The following is a 25168-nucleotide window of genomic DNA, read 5'->3' on the forward strand; positions in this document are numbered from 1 at the left end:
TCGCTTCGGATCTGAGCGGCGGGTTGGCGAGGTGGACGCGCCTTTGCGAGGTTGACTAGGAGCGGTGGATGCTCCACGCGGAATGGTAAGGGACGCATGAATAAGTGGCTGCGGCGGCTGGGGATGGGGGGAAGGCGGGATAAGGTGGAAAGCGATGTTGAGCGGCTCGCGCAAGGGGGAGAGTTTCACGTGAAACAACCCGACGAGACCGACTCTCAGGCATCCATCTCGTCCGCTGAACCGCCGACCGCCTCGACTCCCGATGCCGTTGAGCCTGTGGCGGAGGACTCGGCTTCGCCCATCGATCACGCTTCTCTGGATGCCGACAACCCGGTCGATTCCGAGACCGCCGAGCTCGACTCCGACCCTGGCCTCGAGTCCGAACCCACCGCGGTCGCTGCATTCGCCGAGGATCAGCCGACCGCCCCAGTGGGCGAAGAGCAAGCGATCGCAGCAGCGGATGACACGACGGCGCCGGAGCAGACGACGACTCTGCCCGCCCGCGCGGATGTCGCATCCGGCGAGTACGCTGGCCAGGCATCCGACACCCAGCCAGAGTCTGCCTCCGATGACGCCGACGACGCCGGTGCCTTCGATAACGCCGAGGCCTTGGCGCAGACGGATGCCGCTGAACCCGTCGCCCCCACCGAGCCGGCTGAACCGGAAGAGGCCGGTGTCGAACGGGAAGCCGCAGCCGAACAAGCCCCCGCCCTCACGCAGGAAGAGGAATCCGCCATCGCGCAGGAAGACCCCGCAGACGTCGTCCAGGCGGACGACGACTCCCCGATCGCGCGGGAACTCGCGGATCTGACGGCACGGCGCAAAGCGCTCGAAGAAGCCGAGGTCCACCTCACCGGTCGCACCCGCGTGCTCACCGTCTCGAACCAGAAGGGCGGCGTCGGCAAGACGACCACCACCGTCAATCTGGCCGCTGCCCTCGCGGAACGGGGGGCGCGCGTGCTGGTGATCGACCTCGACCCGCAGGGCAACGCGTCGACCGCCCTGGGTGTTCCGCACACGTCCGATATCCCGAGCGTCTACGACGTGCTCATCGACGAGTTCCCGCTCGCCGACATCATCCAGGTGAGCCCCGAGTCGCCGAACCTGCTGTGTGCGCCGAGCACGATCCACCTCGCCGGCGCCGAGATCGAACTCGTGTCGCAGGTCGCCCGCGAACACCGCCTGCGTGTCGCGGTCGACGACTACCTCGAGAAGAACCCCGAGCTGCTCGACTTCATCCTGATCGACTGCCCGCCGTCGCTCGGCCTCCTCACCATCAACGCCTTCACCGCCGCCGGCGAACTGCTCATCCCCATCCAGTGCGAGTACTACGCACTCGAGGGACTGAGCCAGCTGTTGGGCACGGTGCAGATGATCCAGAAGCACCTCAACCCCCGGCTGCAGCTGTCGACCATCCTCCTGACCATGTACGACGGCCGCACGCGTCTCGCCCAGCAGGTGGCGGACGAGGTGCGCGCCCACTTCCCCCAGCAGGTGCTCGACACGATCATCCCCCGTTCGGTGCGTGTCTCAGAGGCACCGAGCTTCGGGCAGTCGGTTCTGGCCTACGATGGGCAGTCGGCCGGCGCCATCGCTTATCGTGAAGCGGCCGTCGAGATGATCCGGCGCGACAGCGCCTCGAACGAAAGGGGCGCCTGATGGCAGCGAAGCGCACAGGACTCGGCCGCGGAATCGGCGCACTGATCCCGACCAACGAGCAGGCCGACGAGCGCCCGGCCGATGTCTTCTTCCCCCGCGCGGTCGCGGTGGACGAAGCCGAGCCGACCGCCGCTGTCGCGGCATCCGCACCGGAGCCGCAGGAGGATCTCGTCGAGGTGCCGGGCGCCCGGCTCGCGCACATCGATCCGAACGACATCGTCCCCAACCCGCGCCAGCCGCGGACGAACTTCGATCCTGAGCACTTCGCGGAGCTCGTCCACAGCGTCCGCGAGTTCGGCGTGCTACAGCCGGTCGTCGTGCGCCTCAACGAAAAGGGCGAGTACGAGCTCATCATGGGTGAGCGCCGCACGCGCGCCGCTCGAGAGGCCGGGCTCGACTCGATCCCCGCGATCGTCCGCGACACCGCGGACGAGCACCTCCTCCGCGATGCGCTGCTCGAGAACCTGCACCGGTCCGAGCTCAATCCGCTCGAAGAGGCGTCCGCGTACCAGCAGCTGCTCGAAGACTTCGGTATCACACAGGAAGAGCTCGCGACCCGCATCGGCCGTTCGCGCCCGCAGATCAGCAACACCATCCGCCTGCTCAAGCTTCCGGTACCCGTCCAGCAGCGCGTTGCCGCCGGCGTGCTCACGGCGGGTCACGCGCGCGCGATCCTGTCGCTCGAGGACGCCACCGCGATGCAGCGCCTCGCTGACAAGATCGTGAACGAGGACCTCTCGGTGCGTGCCGCGGAGGCGGCCGCGAAGCTTCCGGATGCCTCCCCCACGCGTGCCGCGAAGCCGCAGGCAGGTTCGCGCCGAGCCCATCTCGACGAGGTCGCCGAAAGACTGGGTGACCGTCTGAACACGCGGGTCAAGATCTCGCTCACGGCACGAAAAGGCCAGATCAGCATTGATTTCGCTACCATTCAGGATCTCAACCGGATCCTTGAGGAGCTCGGCGAGACGGAGTACGGGGCGGCAGAGGCGTCCTAGCCGTCGGTGACCACCGGCCGGGTCACGCGCGCAGCGCTTGGGCCCGGCGGCGCAGCACCTCGGTCTCGGCCGCGTTGCCCGGCAGCTCGGCTGCGGCGAGGAACTCCGCGGTGGCGGCATCCGCTCGTCCCAGACGCTCGAGCAGCTCGGCGCGCACCGCGACCAGCGGGCGGAAGCCGGTGAGCTCGGGCTCGAGCTGCGACACGAGCGCGAGCGCCGCATCCGGGCCGTCGACCATCGAGACCGCGACCGCTCGATTGAGGCGGACGACTGCCGACGGCGCGAGCGTCTCGAGCGCGTCGTAGAGCCGCAGGATGCGGGTCCAGTCGGTCTCGGCGAACGTGGGGGCGACCGCGTGGCACTCCGCGATGGCCGCTTGCATCCCGTAGTACCCGAGGCCTCGGCCGGCGGCATCCACTCTCCGCATCGCGGCGGAGCCGCGGGCGATGGCCGAACGGTCCCATCGGCGGCGGTCCTGCTGCTCGAGGGTGAGCGGAAGGCCTTCGTCGTCGATGCGGGCGGCGAAGCGTGAGGACTGGAACTCCATCAGGGCGATGAGCGCCGAGATCTCGGGTTCGCCCGGCATCAGGGTCTCGAGTTGGCGACCGAGGCGCACCGCCTCGCGTGCGACGTCGGGGCGCAGCGGCCGCTCCCCCTCGGCGGACGAGTAGCCCTCGGTGAACAGCAGGTAGATGACCTGCAGCACGCTCGCGAGCCGGGCGGGTCGCTCAGCGCGGTCGGGAACCTCGAACGGCACGCCCGCGGCGGCGAGGGTCTTCTTGGCGCGGACGATCCGCTGCTGCAGTGCGGGCACCGTCATCAGCAGCACCCGGGCGATCTGCTCCGAGGTGAGGCCGGCCACGGTGCGCAGCGTCAGTGCGAGGCGCGCCTGCGCCGGCAGCACGGGGTGGCATGCGACGAACACCAGGCGCAGCACGTCGTCGTCGATGCGGTCGGGGTCGCCCTCGGCGGGGACCGGATCGGATGCCTCGGCGTGGAGCGCCTCCGTCACGAAGAGCGGTTCGCGCTGTGCCATGCGCTCACGGCGCCGCCATCCGTCGATCGCGCGCCGCTTCGCCACCGACATGAGCCACGCGCCCGGGTTGTCGGGGATGCCGCTCTTCGGCCACGCGTCGAGGGCCTCGACGAGCGCCTCCTGCGCGAGATCCTCTGCCCACGCGAAGTCGCCGGTGTGCCGGGTCAGCGCCGCGACGATGCGGGCGGACTGGTCGCGCCACACCGCCTCGACGGCGCGGTGCTCGGAGGCGCGGGGATCGTGCGCGGGCGCCGGCGTCATGCTCACAGCGTACGGGGACTCTCGCCCCGGCGACCCGTGTTGTCGGCAAGGCGACGTACGCTTGACGGGTGGCGAACGACGAGCAGACTCCGAGGAGACGGGCCAGCCTCGAGCTGCTGCGTGCCGAAGCCGCCGACGAGCTGTCGGTGCTGATCACCGAGCGGCTGCGCGCCGGCGAAGACCCGTGGGACTTCATGGAAGAGCTGCCCTCGGTTGACGAGCTGGTCGTGTTCATGCTGCGCGCAGAGAACATCGCCGAGAACGGCGGCTCGCGCCCGAACGCCAGCCGGCACTACCGCGTGCTGCGGCAGATCGCCCTGGACTATCCGCCCCTGACGAAGGCCGTGTGGCGGCTGCTCGGCGACGCGAACACGCACCGCCGCTGGGATGCGACGGTGCGCGTCGACGCGAACTGAGTCCGCGGGCTCACGAGTTGGCGGCACGCCACTCCTGCTCCTTCGCGACCCATTCGTCACTCGGATCGAAGTCGCTGAGCTCGTTCACGCGGCGCACCTCGAGGGCGGTGCCGGGGCCGAGGGGGCACTTGCGCGCCCAGTGCTCCGCCTCTTCACGCGAGGCGACCTCGATGATCCAGAAGCCGGTGAAGACCTCTTTCGCCTCGGCGAACGGGCCGTCGGTGACGACCGGCGGGGCGGAGTCGAAGTCGATGCGGAATCCTTCGGAAGCGTCCGAGAGTCCCTCGGCGCTGAGGAAGACGCCCGACTTCTGCAGTTCTTCGTTGTAGCGGCCCATGGCGGCGTACGCCTCGGACATGTCGGTCGTGGTGGGGTCGAACGCGGCGGCGGCTGCGGCATCCACCTGCATGATGAGCATGTAACGCATGGTGTTCCCTTTCGTCGGGGCCGTGTGGCCCGGGTGTGCGGGTCCGTTGCGGCCCGTCACCCTGTGCGTCGAACCAGCCTTGCCCAGATCGACACTTCCGCGCAGAAAAGTTCAGGATGCGTCCCGCGCAGCCGGCGGGCAGGCAGCAGAAAACCCCGCCAGGCGCTGCCTGACGGGGTTCTGTGAGCTGAGATCAGCCGATGTAGGGCGCGAGGTCCTGCTCGAGCGCGAACTTCGGCTTGGCGCCGATGATCGTGGTCTCGACCTGGCCCTTGTGGAACACCTTCATCGCCGGGATCGACGTGATCTGGTACTTCATCGCGAGGTCGGGGTTCTCGTCGACGTTGAGCTTCAGGATCGTGATCTTGTCGGGGTGCTCGGACTGGATCTGGTCGAGGACGGGCGAGACCATACGGCACGGCCCGCACCACTCGGCCCAGAAGTCGACGAGCACGGGGCCGTCGGCCTGGAGCACGTCCTGCTCGAACGTGGCGGAGGTCGTCGCCTTGGCGGTCATCTTTCTGTCTCCTTAGGTGGGAAGTCTGTCACCAGCGTCAACAACGCCGGTCAGGGAATCATTCCTCCGGCAGCTGCGCGTACGGTGTGCGTGCGTTCAGCGGCCGAGGGTCGCGGCATCCGCGAGGCCGTCGATCTCTGCACCGGCAGGATCGGGGGCGCCGGCCTCGCCGAGCCCCGCGAGGTAGTGCTCGACGTCCAGGGCGGCGACCGTGCCGCTGCCGGCGGCGGTGACCGCCTGGCGGTAGGTCGGGTCGATGACGTCACCCGCGGCGAAGACGCCGGGGACCGACGTGCGCGACGAGCGTCCGTCGACCCACACGGTGCCCTCGGGGGTCAGCCGCAGCTTCTCGTGGACGAGGTGCGTGCGGGGGTCGTTGCCGATCGCGACGAACACGCCGTCGAGCGGCAGCTCGCGAGTGGATCCGTCGACCGTGTCGCGGAGCACGACGCCGGTGACCGCCTCGTCGCCGAGGATGTCGACCACTTCGCTGTTCCAGACGAACTCGATCTTCTCGTTCTTGATCGCCCGCTCCTGCATGATCTTCGAGGCGCGCAGCTCGTCACGGCGGTGGATGATGTACACCTTCGACGCGAACTTCGTGAGGAACGTCGCCTCTTCCATCGCCGAGTCGCCGCCGCCCACGACCGCGATCACGCGCTCGCGGAAGAAGAAGCCGTCGCACGTCGCGCAGTACGAGACGCCGCGGCCCGACAGGCGGGACTCGCCCTCGATGCCGATCTTGCGCGGAGCCGAGCCGGTCGCGAACACGAGCGAGTCGGCCTCGTGCGTGGCGCCGCTGCCGAGGGTGATCTTCTTGACGGGGCCGTCGATGTCGAGCGACACGACGTCGTCGTAGAGCACCTCGGCGCCGAAGCGCTCGGCCTGCTCCTGCATCTTGGCCATGAGGTCCGGGCCCATGATCGCCTCGGGGAAGCCCGGGAAGTTCTCGACCTCGGTGGTGTTCATCAGCTCGCCGCCGGCCTCGACCGAGCTCGCCACGACGAGCGGGCTCAGGTTCGCCCGGGCCGCGTAGATGGCGGCGGTGTACCCCGCGGGGCCCGACCCGATGATGATGACCTGACGCACGTTCGCACCTTCCTGTTGCCGAGCACTCTTCGCCACGGCGGGCGAAATGGCTCCGGACGCCTCAACACATGGTAACCGCGTGGCATTCCGCCGACCGGCCCGGCGTCGGCGCGCTCAGCGACGGCCGGGGAGGAACCGTCGCACGAGCCCCGTCGCGACCGACAGCTCGGGGGCGCGGAAGAGGGCGAGGAACGCGACGTAGACCACCATCGACGCCAGTCCGATGATCGCGGAGCCGACGGCCCCGAGAAGAGCGCTGGATGCCGTCCACCCGTCGGCTCCGCCCAGCAGGACGAAGACGCCCCACCCCGCGGCGGCGGCGGGGATGGCGGCGAGCACGAATCGGCCGAGCGAGAGCAGCCAGGAGGCCGTGCGCAGTCCCCCGAGCCGGCGCTGCAGCAGCCATGTCGCGAGGACGACCTGCACGATGCTTGCGAACGACTGCCCGATGGCGACGACGGCGGCGAGGTACTCGAGCCCGATGACGCCGGCGTTCACGAGGCCCCAGGCGCCGTAAGCGGTCGCGACGACGATCGCGCACTGCACGAGGGTGAACCAGAACGGCGTGCGGGTGTCGTCGTAGGCGTAGAACGTGCGCTGGATGACGAAGAGGACGGCCAGCGGGATCAGGCCGATGAGATAGGCGAGGAGCACCCAGGCGGCTTGCACGGCCTCGCTCGCCGTGTTGGTGAAGATGCGCGAGGCCGGCACAGCCGCGGCGGCGAGGGCGAACGTGGCGAAGACCACGAACACGCCGAGGGTGCGGATGCTCCGGCCGATGTCGCCGCGCACCTCGTCGTCGCGTCCCGCGTGGGCATGCTCGCTGAGCTGGGTGAAGTAGGGGGTCCCGATCGACAGGACGATGATCGAGTACGGGAGCATGAACAGCAGCCACGCGTATCCCATGGCGGCCGCCGCGGGTCCGTCACCCGACGCCTCCGACACGACGCGGCCCTGCAGCAGGCCCGCGATCTGCCCCGCCGCCACCATCAGGAACGTCCAGCCCGCGAGGCGTCCGATCTGCCCGAGGCCGACGCCCCGCCAGGCGAAGTCGGGTCGCACGTGCAGGCCGGTGCGGCGCCAGAAGAAGAACAGGATGACGGCCTGGACGACGATGCCGAGGGTCGCGGTACCTGCGAGCAGGGCGATCATCGACGGCGTCCAGTCGACGACCTCCGTGAGCGGGCCGCCGAACAGGGCGAGGAAGACCAGGAACCCCGCGATCGACACGATGTTGTTGACGATCGGCGCCCACGTGAACGGTCCGTAGATGCGGCGCGCGTTGAGAGCCTCGCCGACGAGCGCGTACAGGCCGTAGAAGAGGATCTGCGGCAGGCACCAGTAGGCGAAGGCCGTCGCCAGCGCGAGCTGTGCGGCGCTGTAACCCGGGGCGTACAGCTGGACGAGCCACGGCGCCGCGAGCGTGGCGAGCGCGGTCGTCACCAGCAGCACGACGGTGCCGAGCGTGAAGACCTTCGAGATGAACGCGCGCCCACCGTCCTGGTGCGACGCCGCCTTCACGATCTGAGGCACCACGACGGCGGTGAGCAGGCCGGTGGAGATGAGCGCGTAGATGTTGTTCGGCAGCTGGTTCGCCGTCGCGAACGCGTCGCCGGCGTGGCTGTTGACCGATCCGACGACCGCCACGAGCACGATTCCGCGCAGAAACCCCGTCAGCCGCGACACGATCGTGCCGGCGCCGATCATGACGCTCGCGCGCCCGATGCCGCTCACTTCTCGCCTCCGTCGTCTCCTGCGGAGGGGGTGGATGCCTCGTCCGCGGGATCCTCGGCGTCGGCCGCCTGCGCATCGGACGTCTCGGGTGCGGGGGCAGCGGCATCCACGGGTCGACGGCGGCGGCGCATGCGCAGGACTGTCCGGACGATGCCGATGACGACGAGACCGCCCACGACGACGGCCAGGGCGGCGATGCCGACGCCCTCCCAGTCGGCCCACACGTTGATGTCGACGGTCTCGGGCTCGCCGATGGCGACGAACGCGGGACTGCGCAGCTGCAGCGTCAGGGTGACTTCGCCCCGGCCCACACGGGCCTGCACGGGAACGTCGACGCGGGTGTTGCTCTGGGGCGTGGCGACGACGGTGGTCTCTCCCTGCACGTCGAGGCGCAGGTTGTCGGGCGTCGTGTACAGCACGAGGTTCACCGGATACGGCAGGTCGTTGTGCACCCAGAACTGCAGCGGCGCCCTCGACCCGAACAGGTTCGTCGGCGTCGTGGGCAGCAGGCCCACCGACCCCAGGGTGGTCTGCGTGGCCGCGCGGTGGTCGGCGAGAGCGGTCGGCCACTCGGGGTCGCCCACCCACGCGACGCCCAGCACCTGCAGCATCGCGTTGCGCTCTCGACCGGTGAGCAGCGACGGGTCGTCGAGGATCGTCGCGAAGCGGCTCAGCTCGTTCTCGTCGCCGACGAGCGCGGATGCCGCGGCCGCACGTTCGGGCGTCGCCTCGATGTCGGTGAGCTCGACGGCGGTGGGCGCACCCGATGCGAGCACCGCGAGCCCGCGCGGATCCACGCCCGGGGCGGCCGCCGCGGCCGTGATGGCGGTGCCGAGGCCGAGCCGGGAGCGGTCCTCGCCGCGGCCGACGGTGACCAGCAGGGGACCCGTGGACTCGGCTGTCGCGAACGCGAGGTACGCGGTCGCGGCGGTCAGCGGCGCGCCGCGCAGCCACGTCTCGTCGCGCTCCGAGCCCTCGTTGAGCGCCTCCGAGACGTCGCTGTCGTACACGAGCACGCCGGCATCGCCCACGGAGCCGTTAGCCGCGACGGTCGCACCGGCCGCGCCGGCCCGCGTCGTCGCCGATGGGATGACCGTCAACGATGCGGTGTCGTCGGTGGCGAGGCCGCCGAGCGTCGCGATGACGTCGGTGTCGGCGGTCCCGTCGGCCGGCCAGTACATGGCCGCACGGTCGGCCGGGCCGATCTCGAGCAGCTCCGCCGTGGACGGGAGGGCCGCACCAGGGGCCGGCGTCGCGGTGGCGCTCGTGGTCGGCGTCGGGGTGGGCTCGGGCGAGGGCGTCGCCGGCGGGAAGTCGTCGGGCGACATCGCGTACGTGAACGACTTCGGAGCGAGCGGGCGCGTCAGCCCGGACTGCAGCTGCGCCGTCACGTCCGCGTCGCCGAACTGCAGGGCGAACCGCGAGTTGGGAAGGGCGTCGAGCTGCGCGAGCCATTCCAGCGCGGGCTGCGGTGCGGCCGTGCCGAGCACGCGGATGGCGGCGGGTATCGCCGGATCGACGGCGAGGATCGCGTCGGTGCCCGTGACGGCCCCGAGCTGGCTGGTCAGGGCGCCGTCGGGTGCGGTGAGCTCGGCGAGCTCGTCCGAGGTGAGCAGGCCCTCCTGGCGGGGTCCGGCGGTGATCGGCACGATGACGCCGATGTCGACGGGGGCGCGGCTGTCGTCCGGCACGATCACGGCGCTCGTGGAGCTCACCACGCCCGCATCGGACGTGTAGGACGCGACGAGCGGGTAGACACCCGGGGTGAGGCCCGCCAGGGCGGGGTCCTCGGGCGCCAGGGTAAGCGCACCCTCCTCGTCGGTGCCCGGCGCGACGGCCTCCAGCGCCTTGGTGGCGATGGGCTGGACGGTGGCCTCGTCGAGGTCGCCGGACAGCCAGTCCCCCAGGGCGGTGCGCGAGGCAAGCGGCGTCCGGCCCATCGACAGCGTGACCTCGATGGGGGCGAGCTCGGCGTCCGTGCCGTTCTGAAGCGACAACCACACGGTCAGCGCGTCACCGGGACGCACGATGCCGTTGGACACCGGGGCGAGGGTGAAGACGGTCGTGCCCGGCGCGATCGACGAGGTGGGGGTCGGCGTGGGCGACGGCTCGGTCGCGGCGAACGCAGGAGCGGGTAGCGCGACGCCCAGCGCCGCCACGGCGGCGAGGGCGGCGGTCACGAGGCGAGGGGCGCGGCGTGGGGGGCGCCGCCGAACTCGCGGTCTGGTCACGATCATCCTGTCGGGGGTTCGCTCCTGTGCGATGTCCTGACCGCACGATCGACTGCGATTCTACGGTCCGCGCCTCCGAGCCTGCAGGACGCCATGCTCCAGGTGTGCCGGATAACGTGAAGACGTGCTTCCCGAACCGGACCCCGCCCTCTGCCGCTCGCTCGCCGCTGATCTGCGCGACGCGGGCTTCACCGCCGAGGGCGTGCGCGACGCGTGGGGCGCCGCGGCCGACGACGCCATCGCGCGCGGCCTGCGCTCGCCGGCGGTGCGCGCACTCGGGGGCCGCGACGACGCCCTCGCCGTGCTGTCGAGACTTCTCGTGCTCGGGATGCCGGAGGCCGCGGCATCCGTCGATCGCTCACTCACCCGCACGGGCGCCGCCGGCCTCGTCGGGCTGGGGCTCGCCGCGGTCGAGGGCGACTTCGTGCGTCCGCTCGCGGTGGTGCGGCCGCAGTCGTACGCCGACGGGACGGTGCCCGACCAGCAGTCCGGCCCCGACCAGCAATCCGGCCCCGGGCAGTGGTGGATCGCGAGCGACCTCGACGAGGCCGCGCTGGGCGGTCCGCTGCCCGAGGACCACGTCCTCGGGGTGGGCGGCGCGTCGCTGACACTCGCGGGGCTGCAGCTGCCGACTCCCGCGGCCCGCGGACTGGATGTGGGAGCGGGATGCGGCATCCAGGCGCTGCGCGCCCGCGTACAGGTCGACCACGTCGTCGCGACCGACATCTCGGCGCGGGCGCTCGCGTTCACACGGCTGAACGCGCTGCTGAACGGCATCGAAGCCATCGAGACGCGGCTGGGGAGCCTGTTCGAGCCGGTCGCGGGCGAGGAGTTCGACCGGGTCGTGTCGAACCCGCCGTTCGTCATCACGCCGAGGGTCGCCGACGTGCCCGCGTACGAGTACCGCGACGGCGGCATGGTGGGCGACGACGTGGTGGCCGCGTTCGTCACCGGTGTCGGTGCGCACCTGACGCCGGGCGGCATCGCCCAGCTGCTCGGCAACTGGGAGACCCGCGACGGTGTCGACGGCCTCGACCGTGTGCGCGCGTGGGTGGAGTCGTCGCCCGTGCCGCTGGACGCGTGGGTGGTCGAGCGGGAGAGCCTCGACCCGCTGTCTTACGCGGAGCTGTGGGTGCGGGACGGCGGCACGCTGCCCGGGACCGCCGGCTTCACACGGCTGGTCGACGCGTGGCTCGACGACTTCTCGGAGCGCCGGGTCAGCGAGGTCGGCTTCGGGTACCTGCTGCTGCGGCGCCCGGTCGAGGGCGCCCCGACGCTCGCGCGCTACGAACGACTGCACGGTGCCCTCGGGAGGGGAGGGGTGCTCGCCGGCGACGGCCTCGGCGCGCACCTCGCCGACGCGCTCGCCGCGCACGATCGGCTGCGGACGCTGGACGACGCCGGGCTGGCGGCATCCACCCTCGTCGTCGCCGGCGACGTCACCGAGGCCAGGCACCACCTGCCCGGGGCCGAGGATCCCACGGTCATCGAGCTGCGCCAGGGCGGCGGGTTCGGCCGGGCGCTGGGCGTCGACCCGGGGCTGGCCGCCCTCGTCGGCGCGTGCGACGGCGACCTGCCCGTGGGCGTCCTCATCGACGCGATCGCCCAGCTGCTCGGAGTCGATGCGCCCCCGCTGCGGGCGGACCTGCTCCCCCGCGTGCGCGAGCTGCTCTTCACCGGGTTCCTCCGGTTCGCGCACTGACGCTCGATAGGCTGGAGACCATGCTCAATATGGCCGAGGGCATCGCGCGCCTCGGCGCGCTCGCCGAGTCCCCCGTCGTCGACACGCTCGCCCGGGCCTTCGCGGACGCCGGGTTCGACCTCGCGATCGTGGGGGGTCCGGTGCGGGATGCGCTCCTCGGACGCCGCACCAACGACCTCGATTTCACGACCGATGCGCGCCCCGACGACATCCTGCGGGTCGTCAAGCCGGTGAGCTCCACACAATGGGACATCGGGCGTGCGTTCGGCACCATCGGCGCGCGTGTGCGCGGCGAGCAGGTCGAGATCACGACGTACCGCGCCGACAGCTACGACGGCGTCACCCGCAAGCCCACCGTCGAGTTCGGCGACACGCTCGAGTCCGACCTCGTGCGCCGTGACTTCACCGTCAACGCCATGGCGCTGCGCGTCCCCGGGCGCACGCTGGTCGACCCGACCGGCGGTGTCGAGGACCTCGTGCACAGCGTCCTGCGCACGCCCGCCGATCCGCAGGTGAGCTTCGGCGACGACCCGCTGCGCATGCTGCGGGCCGCCCGCTTCGCGTCGCAGCTCGGGTTCGCCGTCGACCCCGCCACCGAGGCGGCGATGGCCGAGCTGCGGCACACCCTGTCGATCGTCAGCCCCGAGCGCATCCAGGGCGAGCTCGTGAAGCTCCTCGCGACGGACGACCCGCTGCGCGGCATCCGCCTCCTCGTCGAGACCGGGCTCATGGCCGAGTTCCTGCCCGAGATCCCCGCGCTCAAGCTCGAGGTGGACGAGCACCACCACCACAAGGACGTGTATGAGCACTCGCTCACCGTGCTGCGGCAGGCGATCGAGCTCGAGAAGACACGCAACCCGGATGCCGCACCCGACGTGCCCCTGCGCCTGGCGTCGCTGCTGCACGACATCGGCAAGCCGGCGACGCGCCGTCTGGAGTCGGGCGGCGGCGTGACGTTCTACCACCACGACCTTAAGGGTGCCCGCTTGGCGCGCAAGCGCCTGCAGGAGCTGCGGTTCGACTCCGACACGATCGGGACCGTCACGCGGCTCATCGAGCTGCACCTGCGGTTCTTCGGGTACTCGGAGGGCGCGTGGACGGACTCCGCGGTCCGCCGCTACGTGCGGGATGCCGGAGCCGAGCTCGAACGCCTCCACATCCTGACGCGCGCCGACGTGACCACGCGCAACGTCCGCAAGGCGCGCGGCCTGGCTGCGGCCTACGACGACATCGAGCGCCGCATCGCCGAGCTCGCCGAGCAGGAGGAGCTCGACGCCATCCGGCCGGAGATCGACGGCAACCGCATCCAGGAGGTGCTGGGCATCCCGCCCGGGCGCGAGGTGGGCGAGGCGTACCGGTTCCTGCTCGACCTGCGCCTGGACGAGGGCGTCGTGGGCGAGGACGAGGCGGAGCGGCGCCTGCGGGACTGGTGGGCGGCGCGCAGCGAGGACGCGCGCTGACACCCGGTGTCACGTCGAGCGGGTTTCAGTTCGGTTACGAATCGTTCACTCGATTGCCAAGTCGCCCGTGCGGGGTGAAGATAGCGCAACGAGTCGTGTCATCGGAGACGCGGCAACCCGACACACACAGCAGAGGTAGCACTCATGTCACTGCACCACAGCGCGCGCGGCCGCATCGGCCTCGCCATCGGAGCCTTCGGGGCCTCCGCCCTGCTCCTCGCCGGCTGCGCCGGCGGTGGCGGAGGGGGCGGCAACGATGACGGCGGCAACGCGTCGGGCGAGCCGCTGATCGTCGGGACGACCGACAAGGTGACCACGCTCGACCCGGCCGGCTCGTACGACAACGGCTCGCTGGCGGTCCAGACCCAGGTCTTCCCGTACCTGGTGAACACCGACTACAACAGCACCGACGTCGTCCCCGACCTCGCCGAATCGGCCGAGTTCACCTCCGACACCGAGTACACGGTCAAGCTGCCCTCGGGCCTCAAGTGGGCCAACGGCAACGACCTGACCTCGTCCGACGTCAAGTTCTCGTTCGACCGCAACATCAAGATCGCCGACCCGAACGGCGCGTCGAGCCTGCTCTACAACCTCGACAGCGTCGAGGCGCCCGACGACACGACCGTCGTGTTCCACCTCAAGACGGCGAACGACCAGGTCTTCCCGTTCATCCTGACGAGCTTCCCCGGCGCGATCGTCGACGAAGAGGTCTTCTCGGCCGACGCGGTCACGCCCGACCAGGACATCGTCGACGCCGAGGCGTTCGGCGGTCCGTACTCGATCACGTCGTGGGACTTCAACAAGACCGTCGAGTTCACCCCGAACGAGAACTACAAGGGTCTGCTGGACGCGCCCGTCAACGACGGCGTGATCCTCAGCTACTTCGCCGAGTCGTCGAACCTCAAGCTCGCCGTGCAGGAGGGCGATGTCGACGTCGCGTACCGCAGCCTCTCGGCCACGGACGTCGACGACCTGAGCAAGAACGACAAGGTCAAGGTCGTCGACGGTCCCGGCGGCGAGATCCGCTACATCGTCTTCAACTTCAACACGCAGCCGTACGGTGCCACGACCGCTGAGGCCGACCCGGCCAAGGCACTCGCGGTGCGCCAGGCCGTGGCCGACCTCGTCGATCGCCAGGCGATCTCGGAGCAGGTCTACAAGGGCACGTACACGCCTCTGTACTCCTACGTGCCCGAGGGCTTCGCCGGCGCGACCGACGCGCTGAAGGGCCTGTACGGCGACGGCGACGGCGGTCCCGACGTCGACAAGGCGAAGGCCACGCTCGAGGCCGCCGGCGTCACCACTCCGGTCGCGCTCAGCCTGCAGTACAGCCCGGACCACTACGGCCCGTCGTCGGGCGACGAGTACGCCCTCGTGAAGTCGCAGCTCGAAGAGAGTGGCCTGTTCACGGTCGACCTCAAGTCGACGGAGTGGGTGCAGTACTCGAAGGACCGCACGTCGGACGTGTACCCCGCGTACCAGCTGGGCTGGTTCCCGGACTACTCGGACGCCGACAACTACCTGACGCCGTTCTTCCTGACCGACAACTTCCTCGGCAACCACTTCAGCGACGAGCAGACCGAGCAGATGATCCTGGATCAGGCGGTCAACCCCGACCCCGCTGCCCGCACCAAGGAGATCGAGGACATCCAGGCTCGCGTGGCCGAGCTGCTCTCGACCGTCCCGCTGCTGCAGGGCGCTCAGGTGGCCGTCGCGGGCACCGGCGTCGACGGTGTCATCCTCGACGCGTCGTTCAAGTTCCGCTTCGCCCCGCTCACCAAGTAAGAGACGGTGCCGGCGATGGGGCGGTCCGCTCGTCGGGCCGCCCCATCGCCATGCGTCGATCCGTCTGCCGCAAGACCCACAGTTAGGCCCCGCCCATGACCAGCGACGTCGCTGCCGTCGAACAGCCTCCTCCGATGCTCGCCGCACCCCGGACCCGATCCGGAGGGGGGATGCTGTGGCGCTACCTGCTGGTGCGCTTCCTGCTCATCTTCCCCACGGTGCTCATCCTGGTGTCGGTGGTGTTCTTCCTCATCCGCCTGACCGGAGACCCCATCACCGCGGCGCTGGGCGGACGGCTCCCTCCGGACCAGCTGCAGGCGCGCATCCACGAGGCGGGCTTCGATCGCCCGATCATCGTGCAGTACTTCGAGTACCTGGGCCAGGTCTTCACCGGCAACTTCGGCACGACGCTCACCGACAACCAGCTCGTCACCGACGTGCTGATCCGCTACGGCACGGCGACCCTCGAGCTCGCCGTGTTCGCGCTGATCGTGGCCTTCATCGTCGGCATCCCGCTGGGACTGGTCGCCGCGGCCAAGCGTGACAAGGCGCCCGACGCCGGACTCCGCGTGAGCGCGATCCTGTTCTACGCGACGCCGGTGTTCTTCGCCGGTCTGGTCGCGAAGCTCATCTTCTCGGTGTGGCTCGGCTGGTTCCCCGTCAGCGGACGCGCCAGCGTGCGGACCGAACTGGCGCTCAATCGCGAGGGCGGCACCGGCCTCTACCTCATCGACGCCATCGCGAGCGGCAACCCCGCCTACGTGCAGGACGTCATCCTGCACGCCGTGCTCCCCGCGATGACGCTGGGCCTCGCCATCGGCGGCGTCTTCCTGCGACTCGTTCGCACCAACGTCATCGGCACGCACAACATGCCGTACATCGATGCCGCCCGTTCGCGGGGCGTGAGCGAGTACCGGCTCGTGCGCAAGCACGCCTACAAGCCGGCGCTCATCCCGATCGTGACCGTGATCGGACTCCAGGTGGCGATCCTGCTCTCGGGCGCGGTGCTCACCGAGACGACGTTCGAATGGCAGGGCATCGGATTCCAGCTCGCGAAGTATCTCGGCTCGCGGGACTTCGTCGCCGTGCAGGGCATCGTCGCGATGATCGCGATCATCGTCGCCCTGACCAATTTCGTGGTCGACGTGATAGCGGCCTTCCTCGACCCGAGGGTGAGGTACTGAGATGGCCAAGCGCAGCCTCGTGGACCGTCTGCCGGTCATCCACCAGCTGAGGCAGAGTGTCGGCCTGCAGCGCGGAATGCTCGTGGCAGGCCTCACCCTCACCGGCCTGTTCATCGTCGTGGCGATCCTGGCTCCCTGGCTGGCGCCATACAGCTACAACCAGCTTCGTGGGCCGGATGGGCTCTTCGGCGCGCAGCAGCCGCCCAGCGCCCAGCACTGGCTCGGCACGACGGTCGGCGGGTACGACGTGCTCTCGCGCACCATCTGGGGTGCGCAGACGGCGCTGTTCGTCATCGTCGTCGCGATCATCCTGTCTGTGTTCGCCGGCATCCTGCTGGGTCTGGTGTCGGGATACCTGGGCGGCTGGCTCGACCGCGTGCTCGTCGTGATCGCCGACGCGATCTACTCGTTCCCGTCGCTCCTGCTCGCCATCGTCGCCGCCATCGCCATCAGCGGCGGTCAGTCCGGCCTCGTGCCCGGAGTGATGGCGGCCGCGATCGCGATCACGGTGGTCTTCATCCCGCAGTACTTCCGCGTCGTGCGCGCCGAGGTGGTGCGCGTGAAGGCGGAGGCGTTCGTGGAGTCGGCGAAGGTGATCGGCGCGTCGACGTGGCGCATCATGTTCCGCCACGTGCTGCGCAACTCGACGCGGTCGCTGCCGCTCATCGTCACCCTCAACGCCTCCGAGGCGATCGCCACCCTCGCCGCCCTCGGCTTCCTCGGGTTCGGCATCGAGCCGACGGCGGCGGCCGAATGGGGCTACGACCTCAAGGAGTCGATCGGCGACGTGTCGGCCGGCATCTGGTGGACGGCCATCCCGCCCGGCGTGGCGATCGTCGTCGCGATCCTCGGGGTGACGCTCATCGGCGAGAGCCTCAACGACCTGGCAGATCCGCGCCTTCGCGCCCGTCGCCGCGCGGTCAAGCCGACGCCGGCCGACGCGGTGGCCGCGACCCAGCCGGTGTCGCGCGAGTTCATGGGAGAGGTGGAGTGATGGCTGCGGCATCCGATTCCCCCGCGGTCGACATCCGCGATCTCGACGTCACGTTCGTCACCGACGGAGGCGACGTGCACGCCGTGCGCGGCGTGACGCTCGACGTCCGCCGCGGCGAGGTGCTCGCGATCGTGGGTGAGTCCGGTTCGGGCAAGACCGTGACCTCGCGCACGATCATCGGCCTGCTGCCCGAGACCGCCACGGTCGGCGGCGCGGTGCTGCTCGACGGGCTCGACATCGTCGGGCTCGACGCCGACGCGCTGCGCGAGATCCGCGGGTCGAAGGCGGCCATGATCTTCCAGGAGCCGTCGACGGCGCTGAACCCGGTCTTCACGGTGGGGTGGCAGCTCGCCGAAGGCCTCCGCGCGCACGGCGGCTACACCAAGGCCCAGGCGAAGAAGCGGGCCGTCGAGATGCTGGCACGTGTCGGCATCCCCGATCCCGCGAAGCGCGTCGACGACTACCCGCACCAGTTCTCGGGCGGGCAGAAGCAACGCATCGTGATCGCGATGGCGCTCGCGCTCGACCCGACGGTCATCATCGCCGACGAGCCGACGACGGCCCTCGATGTGACGGTGCAGGCCGAGATCCTCGACCTGCTGCGGGATCTGCGGGACCAGTACGGCACCGCCATCGTGCTCATCACGCACAACATGGGCGTCGTCGCCGATCTCGCCGATCGCGTCGCGGTGATGCTCGAAGGCGAGGTCGTCGAGACGGCTCCGGTGAAGGAGCTGTTCGCGGCCCCGCGGCACGAGTACACCAAGCGCCTTCTCGCCGCCGTGCCGCGGCTCGAGCTGGCCGACCGCACGCTGTCGGCCGACGAGCAGGCCGCCGAGCCGGTGGTCCAGGCCGAGCAGCTCGTCATCGAGTACGCCGGCAGGTTCGGGCGCTCCGCGTTCCGTGCGGTCGACCGCGTGAGCTTCGCGATCAGGCCGGGCGAGGTGCTCGGACTCGTCGGCGAGAGCGGGTCGGGCAAGACCACGATCGGTCGGGCCATCGCGGGACTCACTCCGGTCGCGGGCGGATCGCTGCGCGTGCTCGGCGTCGAGATGAACGGGGTGAAGGAGCGGCAGTTCCGTGCTCGTCGCAAGGACCTCGGCTTCGTGTTCCAGGACCCGGCCACGAGCTTCAACCCCTTGCTGACGATCGCACAGAACGTGGCGGAGCCGCTGGTCGTGCATTCCGACGCGTCGGACGCCGATGCCGCGCGCGACCGGGTGGACGAGCTGCTCGACGCCGTGCAGCTGGGCGGGTCGTTCGGCGATCGGTTCCCGCACGAGCTGTCGGGCGGTCAGCGGCAGCGCGCGTCGCTCGCCCGCGCCCTCGCGCTGGACCCGAAGCTGCTGATCGCCGACGAGCCCACCAGCGCCCTCGACGTGTCGGTGCAGGCGCGCGTGCTGGAGCTGTTCCGCGAACTGCAGGAGCGGTTCGGGTTCGCGACGCTGTTCATCACGCACGACCTCGCCGTCGTCGACATGCTCGCGCACCGCGTCGTGGTGCTGCACAAGGGCGTGATCGCCGAGGAGGGGCCGACCGGCCAGGTGCTCGGCGACCCGCAGGACGCGTACACCAAGCGCCTCATCGCCTCGCTGCCCGTGCCCGACCCCGCCGAGCAGGCCGTGCGCCGGGAGGCCTGGCGCGCGAGCTGACCTGACCGATCTCGGGTTCGGGGCGCATCGACCGCGTGCGCCCCGACCCCCGAGAGGCGCGGGATGCCGGCGGCCGCGGCCGCGCCTACACTGGACGCACGCTCCACCGATGCCGATCGGAGCCGCCGTGCCATCACCCTGGTCTGAGCGCCGCGAGGTCTCGCCCGAGACGTCCCGTCTGCTGATCGAGCGCGCCCATGAGGAGCTCGTGGCGGGCAATGCCGCGGACCACCGGCTGGGCGACGTGCGCGTGCTGGTACGCGACTCCTGGCGACGCTCGCTCGAGAGCCTCGTCGCCGCCGAGGCGCTTCCGCCGCTCGACCTCACGGCCGACGAGCTCGAGGCCTACCGGCAGGGTCACCCGCTGGCCGCCGTCATCGACATGGTGCGGGGCCTGCTGCTGCCGGGCGACGCCTCCGAGTCGGGGGTCGCCGTCGCGGTGGGCGACGCCGCCGGGCGCCTGCTCTGGGTCGAAGGCGACCGGCACGTGCGGCGCCTGACGGGTGCCATGGGCTTCGTCGAGGGGGCGAACTGGTCCGAGGACGCGGTGGGTACCGCGGCACCGGGCACTGCGCTGGCGCTGGACAGGTCGGTGCAGATCCACGGCGCCGAGCACTTCAACCGCCTCGTGCAGCCGTGGTCGTGCACGGCCGCGCCGGTGCACGACCCCGAGACCCGGCGTCTGCTCGGCGTGATCGATGTGACCGGCGGTGCGCAGGCCGTGACCCCGCAGGCCCAGTTGCTGGTGGATGCCACCGCCCGGGCCATCGAGGGCGAGCTCCTGGTCGCGCGGCTCAAGGAGCGGGCCCTTCGACAGGCTCAGGGACCGGGGCACTCGGGTCAGGGACCGGGGCGCACGACGCGACGGCCCACGGCTCGCCGACCGGAGCCGACGCGCGCGACGCTGCGCGTGCTCGGGCGGGACCGCGCACTGCTCGAGGTCGCCGGCGACGGCGCCGAGACGGTGTCGGAGCTGGGTGCACGGCATGCCGAGCTGCTGCTGATGCTCGCCGTCCACCGGCAGGGGCTGTCAGCTGACCGGCTCGGCGAGCTCGTCTACGGCGAGGCTGCCGCCGAGTCGTCAGCGGTGACGCTCCGCGCCGAGATGGTGCGCCTGCGGCGGACGCTGGCCGGGGCTGCTCCCGCACTGGTGCCCGAGTCCCGCCCGTACCGGCTGGGTGTCGAGCTCGAGACCGACGCGCACCAGGTGCTGTCGCTCCTCGATCGCGGCGCGCACCGGGTGGCGCTCGCCGCCTACCGTGGCGATGTGCTGCCGGACTCCGTCGCACCCGGCGTCGAGGAGTTCCGCGACACGGTGCGGACGGCGTTGCGCGAGGCGCTCATGGCCGAGGCATCCATCGACGTCCTGCTGGCGTTCGCCGACACGGATGCCGGGTCGGGCGACGCCGAGCTGCTGCGGCTGTGCCTGTCGATGCTGCCCGCGCGGTCGCCGCGGCGGACCGGGCTGGTGACGCGGATCGAGAAGCTCGAAGCTGACAGCTGATTGCGGACCCGATCTGTCCGCAATGCTCGCCATGATGGGTTCACCACAGAGAGGAACCCTCATGCTCAACGGATTCGCCACCCAGAACGTCTACTCGGCCGACCTGGACGCCGCGGCCGCCTGGTACGCCGACGTGCTCGGCATCGAGCCCTACTTCCGCCGTGCCGGCTACGTCGAGTTCCGCGTCGGGCCGTACGAGCACGAGTTCGGCATCATCGACGCCGCCTACCGGCCGGATGCGGCGACCGTGCCGGGCGGGCCGATCCTCTACTGGCAGGTCGACGACGTCGCGGCCGTCAACGCGTCGCTCCTCGAACGGGGCGCGACCGAGTTCCAGCCGGTCACGGTGCGCGGCGAAGGGTTCGTGACGGCATCCGTCGTCGATCCGTTCGGCAATCTTCTGGGCGTCATGGAGAATGTCCACTTCGCGGGGGTGCGCGAGCGCCTCGGAGCCTGACGCGCGTCTCGCTCCCGTCGCCCGACGATCGTGCCCGACAGGCCGCGCAACGCGATGCAACGTTGCGCGGCCTACCTTCTTCGCAGGTGACGACGACCGTCGCCGAAGCGTCGAAGGAGACCAGCATGACCATCGTCGAAGAGGGCGTCTCGAGCGTCTACGCCGCCCCCGGGCAGCGCGGCTCGATCGCCGACTACCGCCCCCGTTACGGGCACTACATCGGCGGCGAGTTCGTCGAGCCGATCAAGGGCCAGTACTTCGAGAACATCTCGCCGGTGACCGGCAAGCCGTTCACCGAGGTCGGCCGCGGCACCGTCGAAGACGTCGACCGCGCCGTGGACGTCGCATGGAAGGCGTTCGAGTCGTGGAAGCGCACGACGCCGTCCGAGCGCGCGAACATCCTCAACAAGATCGCGGACCGGATCGAGGCGAACCTCGAGCGCATCGCCGTCGCCGAGACGTGGGAGAACGGCAAGCCCGTCCGCGAGACCTTGGCCGCGGACATCCCGCTCGCCGTCGACCACTTCCGCTACTTCGCCGGGGTGCTGCGCGCGCAGGAGGGCTCCCTCAGCCAGATCGACGAAGACACCGTCGCGTACCACTTCCACGAGCCTCTGGGTGTGGTCGGGCAGATCATCCCGTGGAACTTCCCGATCCTCATGGCCACGTGGAAGCTCGCCCCGGCGCTCGCCGCCGGCAACTGCGTGGTGCTCAAGCCCGCCGAGCAGACGCCGGCGTCGATCCTGTTCCTGTTCGACATCATCGGCGACCTGCTGCCGGCCGGAGTCGTCAACATCGTCAACGGCTTCGGCATCGAGGCCGGTGCGCCGCTCGCGCAGCACAAGCGGATTCGCAAGGTCGCGTTCACGGGCGAGACCACGACGGGCCGCCTCATCATGCAGTACGCGTCGCAGAACCTCATCCCTGTCACCCTCGAGCTCGGCGGCAAGAGCGCCAACGTCTTCTTCGAGGACGTCGCGCGCTCGACCGACGACGCGTACTACGACAAGGCCCTGGAGGGCTTCACGTTCTTCGCCCTGAACCAGGGCGAGGTGTGCACGTGCCCGTCGCGCGCGCTCATCCAGCGGTCGATCTACGAGCGGTTCCTCGGCGACGGCCTCGACCGGGTCTCGAAGATCGTGCAGGGCAACCCGCTCGACCCGGCGACGATGATCGGCGCCCAGGCCTCGAACGACCAGCTCGAGAAGATCCTGTCGTACATCGAGATCGGCAAGGCCGGCGGCGCGAAACTGCTCGCGGGCGGCGAGCGGGTCGACTTGGGCGGCGACCTCTCGGAGGGCTACTACGTCGCGCCGACGGTCTTCGAGGGCACGAACGACATGCGCATCTTCCAGGAGGAGATCTTCGGGCCCGTGGTGTCGGTCACGAGCTTCGACGACTTCGACGACGCCATCTCGATCGCCAACGACACGCTGTACGGGCTCGGCGCCGGCGTCTGGAGCCGCTCGGGCGACACCGCCTACCGCGCCGGCCGCTCGATCGAGGCCGGGCGCGTTTGGACGAACACGTACCACCAGTACCCGGCGCACGCGGCCTTCGGCGGGTACAAGCAGTCCGGCATCGGGCGCGAGAACCACCTCAAGATGCTCGACCACTACCAGCAGACCAAGAACCTGCTCGTGTCGTATGCCGAAGGCGGCATGGGCTTCTTCTGAGCCCTCACGGGCCGGGCGCGCCTCCGGGGGGCTGCGCGACCGGCCCTTCCCCGGCCCGGGCGGAGCGCCCCAGACGCTCCGCCCGGGTCCCCCGGCTACTGGCACACCGAGGAGTTCCGATGGCACAGACCCGCACGTACTCGCGTGTGGCGGTGACGGATGCTGCGGCATCCCTTCTCCGTGCACTGACCGCTCAGCACGGCAGGCTGATGTTCCATCAGTCCGGCGGCTGCTGCGACGGCAGCGCCCCGATGTGCTTCCCCGTGGGGATGTTCATGACCGGTCCGTCGGACGTGCGGCTCGGGGAGCTCGACGTCGGCCTCCACGAACCGATCGAGGTGTTCATCTCGGCCGCGCAGTTCGAGTACTGGAAGTACACGCACCTGACGATCGACGTCGTGCCGGGCCGTGGTGCCGGCTTCAGTGTCGAGGGCCCGACCGGCAACCGGTTCATCATCCGCTCCCGCATGCTCGACGACGCCGAGCTCGACCACTTCGGCTTGCGCGGCTGACCGCAGTGCGCGCCTAGAGCCACCCGTTCTCGTCGGCGATGCGCGCGGCGTCGGCGCGGTTGCGGCCGGCCGTCTTGCCGATGGCGCTCGACAGGTGGTTGCGCACCGTGCCCTCCGACAGGTGCAGGATGCGGGCGATGTCGGCGATGGAGCCGCCCGTGCGCGCGGCCGCCAGCACGTCGGTCTCGCGCTCGGTGAGGGGCGAGACCCCCTGCGCGAGCGAATCCGCCGCAAGGGCGGGGTCGACGACGCGCATGCCCTGTGCGACGCGGCGCACGGCGTCGGCGAGCTGGGCGGCCGGGGTGTCTTTCACGACGAAGCCGGAAGCGCCCGAGCGCATCGCCCGCGCGAGGTATCCGGGGCGACCGAAGGTCGTGACGATCAGCACGCGGCACGACGGGCAGGCGTCGCGCAGCGCGGCTGCCGCGGCGATCCCGTCGATGCCGGGCATCTCGATGTCGAGCAGGGCGACGTCCGCCTGCGCGGCGATGGCCGCCGCCACCACCTCGTCGCCGCGGCCGACCTCGGCCACCACCTCGATGTCGCTCTCGAGTCCGAGCAGGGCCGACAGGGCGCCGCGCACGAGCGCCTGGTCGTCGGCGATCAGCAGCCGGATCACAGCGTCACCTCCAGGCGGAATCCGCCGAGATCGCTGCGGCCGACTGAGAGGCATCCGCCGACGGCATCCACCCTCTCGCGAAGACCGGTCAGGCCGGTCCCGGCCGCACCGTCGAGCGGACCGACGCCGTCGTCCTCGACGGCGATGCGCCCGCGTTCGAGGCGGATGCGGCAGCGGCCGGCGTGTGCGTGCCGCACGACGTTCGTGACGCCCTCGCGCACCACCCAGCCGGCGAGCTCGCGGTACTCGGGCGCCACGGCGTCGGTCGTCGCGGGGGCGTCCAGGGCGATGTCGACGGCGGCCAGGGCGACGCGGGCGGCGGCGAGCTCTCCGCTGACGCTCACGCCGCGGAAGCCCGCCACGGTCGCCCGCACGTCGGCGAGGGCGCCGCGCGAGAGCGCCTCGACCTCGCTGAGCTCGGCCTTCGCACGCTCGGGGTCGGCGTCGATGAGCCGTCGCGCGAGCTCGGTCTTGACCGTGATCACGGTGAGGGAATGCCCGAGGATGTCGTGGATGTCGCGGGCCACACGGCCGCGCTCCCGCTCGGCGGCCAGGCGCTCGACCTCGCGCTGGGCCATCCGCATGCGACCGAGCGAGTCGATCGACCGCATGAACGCGGCCATCATGAGCGAGATCGAGGCGATGATCGCCGGTACCCACAGGACGTCGGCGTTCCAGCCGGCGTCGATCACGTCGAACAGCAGCGCCAGCGCGGCCAGACCGAAGATCGAGATCCAGGTCACCGGCCACGGCAGCAGCGCGGTGGCGATGACGACGCCCACGTAGGTCCACAGCGTGCCGATGCCCCAGCCGAGCCACGGCCACAGCGCGAACGACAGTGCGAACACCGTCACGATCGGCACCGCCCGCTGCGCGCGCGGGAGGGTCCAGTTGATCGGGGTTGCGACGAGGAACGCCACGGAGTAGACGCAGAGCACCGCGATGCCGAGCGTTGCCGAGGCCGCCGACGAGGCGACGTGAATGATCTCGGTGCCCGCGCTGAACATCCACAGCAGCGAGATGCCGCCGCCGATGTACCAGCGCAGCGCCGCCATCGACCACAGCACCGACGGCACCCGGTAGCCGTCGATCGGGCGTCCGCCGCCGGGACGCATGATCCACAGCGGCCCCCACGCCTGCCGTTCCGAGCCTTCGCTCACGCTCTCACCTCTCGACCTCTCACCCTAGGACCCGTCGCACCCGCGCTCAGCGCCATGACATGCGAGAGGTGGATGCCGGCGGCCCGGGCCGCCGGCAT

The 25168-nt window shown here is 70.6% G+C and carries 21 protein-coding genes; 13 read left to right on the top strand and 8 right to left on the bottom strand.

Going from position 1 to position 25168, the window contains the following annotated elements:
- Positions 1-96 precede the first annotated feature (96 nt).
- Together FB391_RS19005 and FB391_RS19010 are read left to right on the top strand one after the other, a co-directional pair.
- The gene (locus FB391_RS19005; protein WP_141896775.1) at positions 97-1659 is read left to right on the top strand and encodes a ParA family protein; all 1563 of its coding nucleotides are present in this window, start codon (positions 97-99) and stop codon (positions 1657-1659) included.
- On the top strand, positions 1659-2654 hold the full coding sequence (locus tag FB391_RS19010) for a ParB/RepB/Spo0J family partition protein (RefSeq protein WP_141896776.1): 996 nt from the start codon (positions 1659-1661) through the stop codon (positions 2652-2654). The genes FB391_RS19005 and FB391_RS19010 overlap by 1 nt, the downstream gene beginning before the upstream one ends.
- Before the next feature lie 22 nt (positions 2655-2676).
- Here the strand turns inward: FB391_RS19010 and FB391_RS19015 are convergent, their stop codons facing one another.
- A complete protein-coding gene (locus tag FB391_RS19015; protein ID WP_141896777.1) occupies positions 2677-3951 on the bottom strand; it encodes an RNA polymerase sigma factor in 1275 nt (424 codons plus the stop codon).
- A gap of 68 nt (positions 3952-4019) precedes the next feature.
- Here FB391_RS19015 and FB391_RS19020 point away from each other — a divergent pair, with 68 nt between their 5' ends.
- Positions 4020-4367, top strand: coding sequence for a tryptophan synthase subunit alpha (locus FB391_RS19020; protein ID WP_141896778.1), 348 nt, complete (start codon positions 4020-4022; stop codon positions 4365-4367).
- 10 nt (positions 4368-4377) lie between these two features.
- Here the strand turns inward: FB391_RS19020 and FB391_RS19025 are convergent, their stop codons facing one another.
- The 5 genes from FB391_RS19025 to FB391_RS19045 all read right to left on the bottom strand — a co-directional run bounded on the left by FB391_RS19025 (position 4378) and on the right by FB391_RS19045 (position 10371).
- The gene (locus tag FB391_RS19025) at positions 4378-4794 is read right to left on the bottom strand and encodes a YciI family protein (protein WP_141896779.1); all 417 of its coding nucleotides are present in this window, start codon (positions 4792-4794) and stop codon (positions 4378-4380) included.
- Between the two features lie 193 nt (positions 4795-4987).
- Positions 4988-5311, bottom strand: coding sequence for a thioredoxin (trxA, locus tag FB391_RS19030; RefSeq protein WP_141896780.1), 324 nt, complete (start codon positions 5309-5311; stop codon positions 4988-4990).
- Positions 5312-5407: 96 nt separating this feature from the next.
- Positions 5408-6400: a thioredoxin-disulfide reductase gene (trxB, locus tag FB391_RS19035; RefSeq protein ID WP_141896781.1), complete on the bottom strand. Its 993-nt coding sequence runs from the start codon at positions 6398-6400 to the stop codon at positions 5408-5410.
- Between the two features lie 114 nt (positions 6401-6514).
- Positions 6515-8134, bottom strand: a complete 1620-nt coding sequence (murJ, locus tag FB391_RS19040; RefSeq protein ID WP_141896782.1) for a murein biosynthesis integral membrane protein MurJ — start codon at positions 8132-8134, stop codon at positions 6515-6517.
- Positions 8131-10371 carry a DUF6049 family protein gene (locus FB391_RS19045; RefSeq protein ID WP_342778224.1) on the bottom strand — a complete coding sequence of 747 codons (2241 nt, stop codon included), beginning with the start codon at positions 10369-10371 and terminating at the stop codon, positions 8131-8133. The genes murJ and FB391_RS19045 overlap by 4 nt, the downstream gene beginning before the upstream one ends.
- 118 nt (positions 10372-10489) lie before the next feature.
- Between FB391_RS19045 and FB391_RS19050 the strand changes: the two genes are divergently transcribed.
- The 10 genes from FB391_RS19050 (at position 10490) to FB391_RS19095 (ending at position 23291) form a co-directional block, all read left to right on the top strand.
- Positions 10490-12067, top strand: coding sequence for a DUF7059 domain-containing protein (locus tag FB391_RS19050; RefSeq protein ID WP_141896784.1), 1578 nt, complete (start codon positions 10490-10492; stop codon positions 12065-12067).
- Between the two features lie 20 nt (positions 12068-12087).
- Positions 12088-13527 (top strand): CCA tRNA nucleotidyltransferase, encoded by a 1440-nt coding sequence (locus FB391_RS19055; protein WP_141896785.1) that lies wholly within the window; start codon positions 12088-12090, stop codon positions 13525-13527.
- A 144-nt stretch (positions 13528-13671) separates the two neighbouring features.
- The gene (locus FB391_RS19060) at positions 13672-15312 is read left to right on the top strand and encodes an ABC transporter substrate-binding protein (protein WP_141896786.1); all 1641 of its coding nucleotides are present in this window, start codon (positions 13672-13674) and stop codon (positions 15310-15312) included.
- 95 nt (positions 15313-15407) lie between these two features.
- A complete protein-coding gene (locus tag FB391_RS19065) occupies positions 15408-16496 on the top strand; it encodes an ABC transporter permease (protein ID WP_141896787.1) in 1089 nt (362 codons plus the stop codon).
- Between the two features lies 1 nt (position 16497).
- Entirely contained in the window at positions 16498-17490 is a 993-nt protein-coding gene (locus FB391_RS19070; protein WP_141896788.1) for an ABC transporter permease, read from the top strand.
- Positions 17490-19142: an ABC transporter ATP-binding protein gene (locus tag FB391_RS19075; RefSeq protein ID WP_185843172.1), complete on the top strand. Its 1653-nt coding sequence runs from the start codon at positions 17490-17492 to the stop codon at positions 19140-19142. Before FB391_RS19070 ends, FB391_RS19075 begins: the two co-directional genes overlap by 1 nt.
- Positions 19143-19269: 127 nt before the next feature.
- Positions 19270-20646 carry a GAF domain-containing protein gene (locus FB391_RS19080; protein ID WP_141896805.1) on the top strand — a complete coding sequence of 459 codons (1377 nt, stop codon included), beginning with the start codon at positions 19270-19272 and terminating at the stop codon, positions 20644-20646.
- A gap of 61 nt (positions 20647-20707) precedes the next feature.
- A complete protein-coding gene (locus FB391_RS19085; protein WP_141896790.1) occupies positions 20708-21103 on the top strand; it encodes a VOC family protein in 396 nt (131 codons plus the stop codon).
- A gap of 125 nt (positions 21104-21228) precedes the next feature.
- Positions 21229-22779: an acetaldehyde dehydrogenase ExaC gene (gene exaC, locus FB391_RS19090; RefSeq protein ID WP_141896791.1), complete on the top strand. Its 1551-nt coding sequence runs from the start codon at positions 21229-21231 to the stop codon at positions 22777-22779.
- A gap of 119 nt (positions 22780-22898) precedes the next feature.
- A complete protein-coding gene (locus FB391_RS19095; protein ID WP_141896792.1) occupies positions 22899-23291 on the top strand; it encodes a DUF779 domain-containing protein in 393 nt (130 codons plus the stop codon).
- Positions 23292-23304: 13 nt separating this feature from the next.
- Here the strand turns inward: FB391_RS19095 and FB391_RS19100 are convergent, their stop codons facing one another.
- Both FB391_RS19100 and FB391_RS19105 read right to left on the bottom strand, forming a co-directional pair.
- Positions 23305-23910, bottom strand: coding sequence for a response regulator transcription factor (locus FB391_RS19100; protein ID WP_141896793.1), 606 nt, complete (start codon positions 23908-23910; stop codon positions 23305-23307).
- Positions 23907-25070, bottom strand: coding sequence for a sensor histidine kinase (locus FB391_RS19105; RefSeq protein ID WP_141896794.1), 1164 nt, complete (start codon positions 25068-25070; stop codon positions 23907-23909). Before FB391_RS19105 ends, FB391_RS19100 begins: the two co-directional genes overlap by 4 nt.
- Positions 25071-25168: the final 98 nt, after the last annotated feature.

Origin of the sequence: Microbacterium kyungheense (assembly GCF_006783905.1) — a bacterium.
GTDB lineage: Bacteria > Actinomycetota > Actinomycetes > Actinomycetales > Microbacteriaceae > Microbacterium > Microbacterium kyungheense.

What these genes read in the sequence shown, in the direction of transcription:
- trxA (WP_141896780.1), bottom strand. Translation starts at nt 5,311, where the DNA reads ATGACCGCCAAGGCGACGACCTCCGCCACGTTCGAGCAGGACGTGCTC.
- FB391_RS19070 (WP_141896788.1), top strand. Translation starts at nt 16,498, where the DNA reads ATGGCCAAGCGCAGCCTCGTGGACCGTCTGCCGGTCATCCACCAGCTG.
- FB391_RS19045 (WP_342778224.1), bottom strand. Translation starts at nt 10,371, where the DNA reads ATGATCGTGACCAGACCGCGAGTTCGGCGGCGCCCCCCACGCCGCGCC.
- FB391_RS19060 (WP_141896786.1), top strand. Translation starts at nt 13,672, where the DNA reads ATGTCACTGCACCACAGCGCGCGCGGCCGCATCGGCCTCGCCATCGGA.
- FB391_RS19010 (WP_141896776.1), top strand. Translation starts at nt 1,659, where the DNA reads ATGGCAGCGAAGCGCACAGGACTCGGCCGCGGAATCGGCGCACTGATC.
- FB391_RS19015 (WP_141896777.1), bottom strand. Translation starts at nt 3,951, where the DNA reads ATGACGCCGGCGCCCGCGCACGATCCCCGCGCCTCCGAGCACCGCGCC.
- FB391_RS19095 (WP_141896792.1), top strand. Translation starts at nt 22,899, where the DNA reads ATGGCACAGACCCGCACGTACTCGCGTGTGGCGGTGACGGATGCTGCG.
- FB391_RS19005 (WP_141896775.1), top strand. Translation starts at nt 97, where the DNA reads ATGAATAAGTGGCTGCGGCGGCTGGGGATGGGGGGAAGGCGGGATAAG.
- exaC (WP_141896791.1), top strand. Translation starts at nt 21,229, where the DNA reads ATGACCATCGTCGAAGAGGGCGTCTCGAGCGTCTACGCCGCCCCCGGG.
- FB391_RS19085 (WP_141896790.1), top strand. Translation starts at nt 20,708, where the DNA reads ATGCTCAACGGATTCGCCACCCAGAACGTCTACTCGGCCGACCTGGAC.
- FB391_RS19055 (WP_141896785.1), top strand. Translation starts at nt 12,088, where the DNA reads ATGCTCAATATGGCCGAGGGCATCGCGCGCCTCGGCGCGCTCGCCGAG.
- FB391_RS19075 (WP_185843172.1), top strand. Translation starts at nt 17,490, where the DNA reads ATGGCTGCGGCATCCGATTCCCCCGCGGTCGACATCCGCGATCTCGAC.
- FB391_RS19065 (WP_141896787.1), top strand. Translation starts at nt 15,408, where the DNA reads ATGACCAGCGACGTCGCTGCCGTCGAACAGCCTCCTCCGATGCTCGCC.
- FB391_RS19025 (WP_141896779.1), bottom strand. Translation starts at nt 4,794, where the DNA reads ATGCGTTACATGCTCATCATGCAGGTGGATGCCGCAGCCGCCGCCGCG.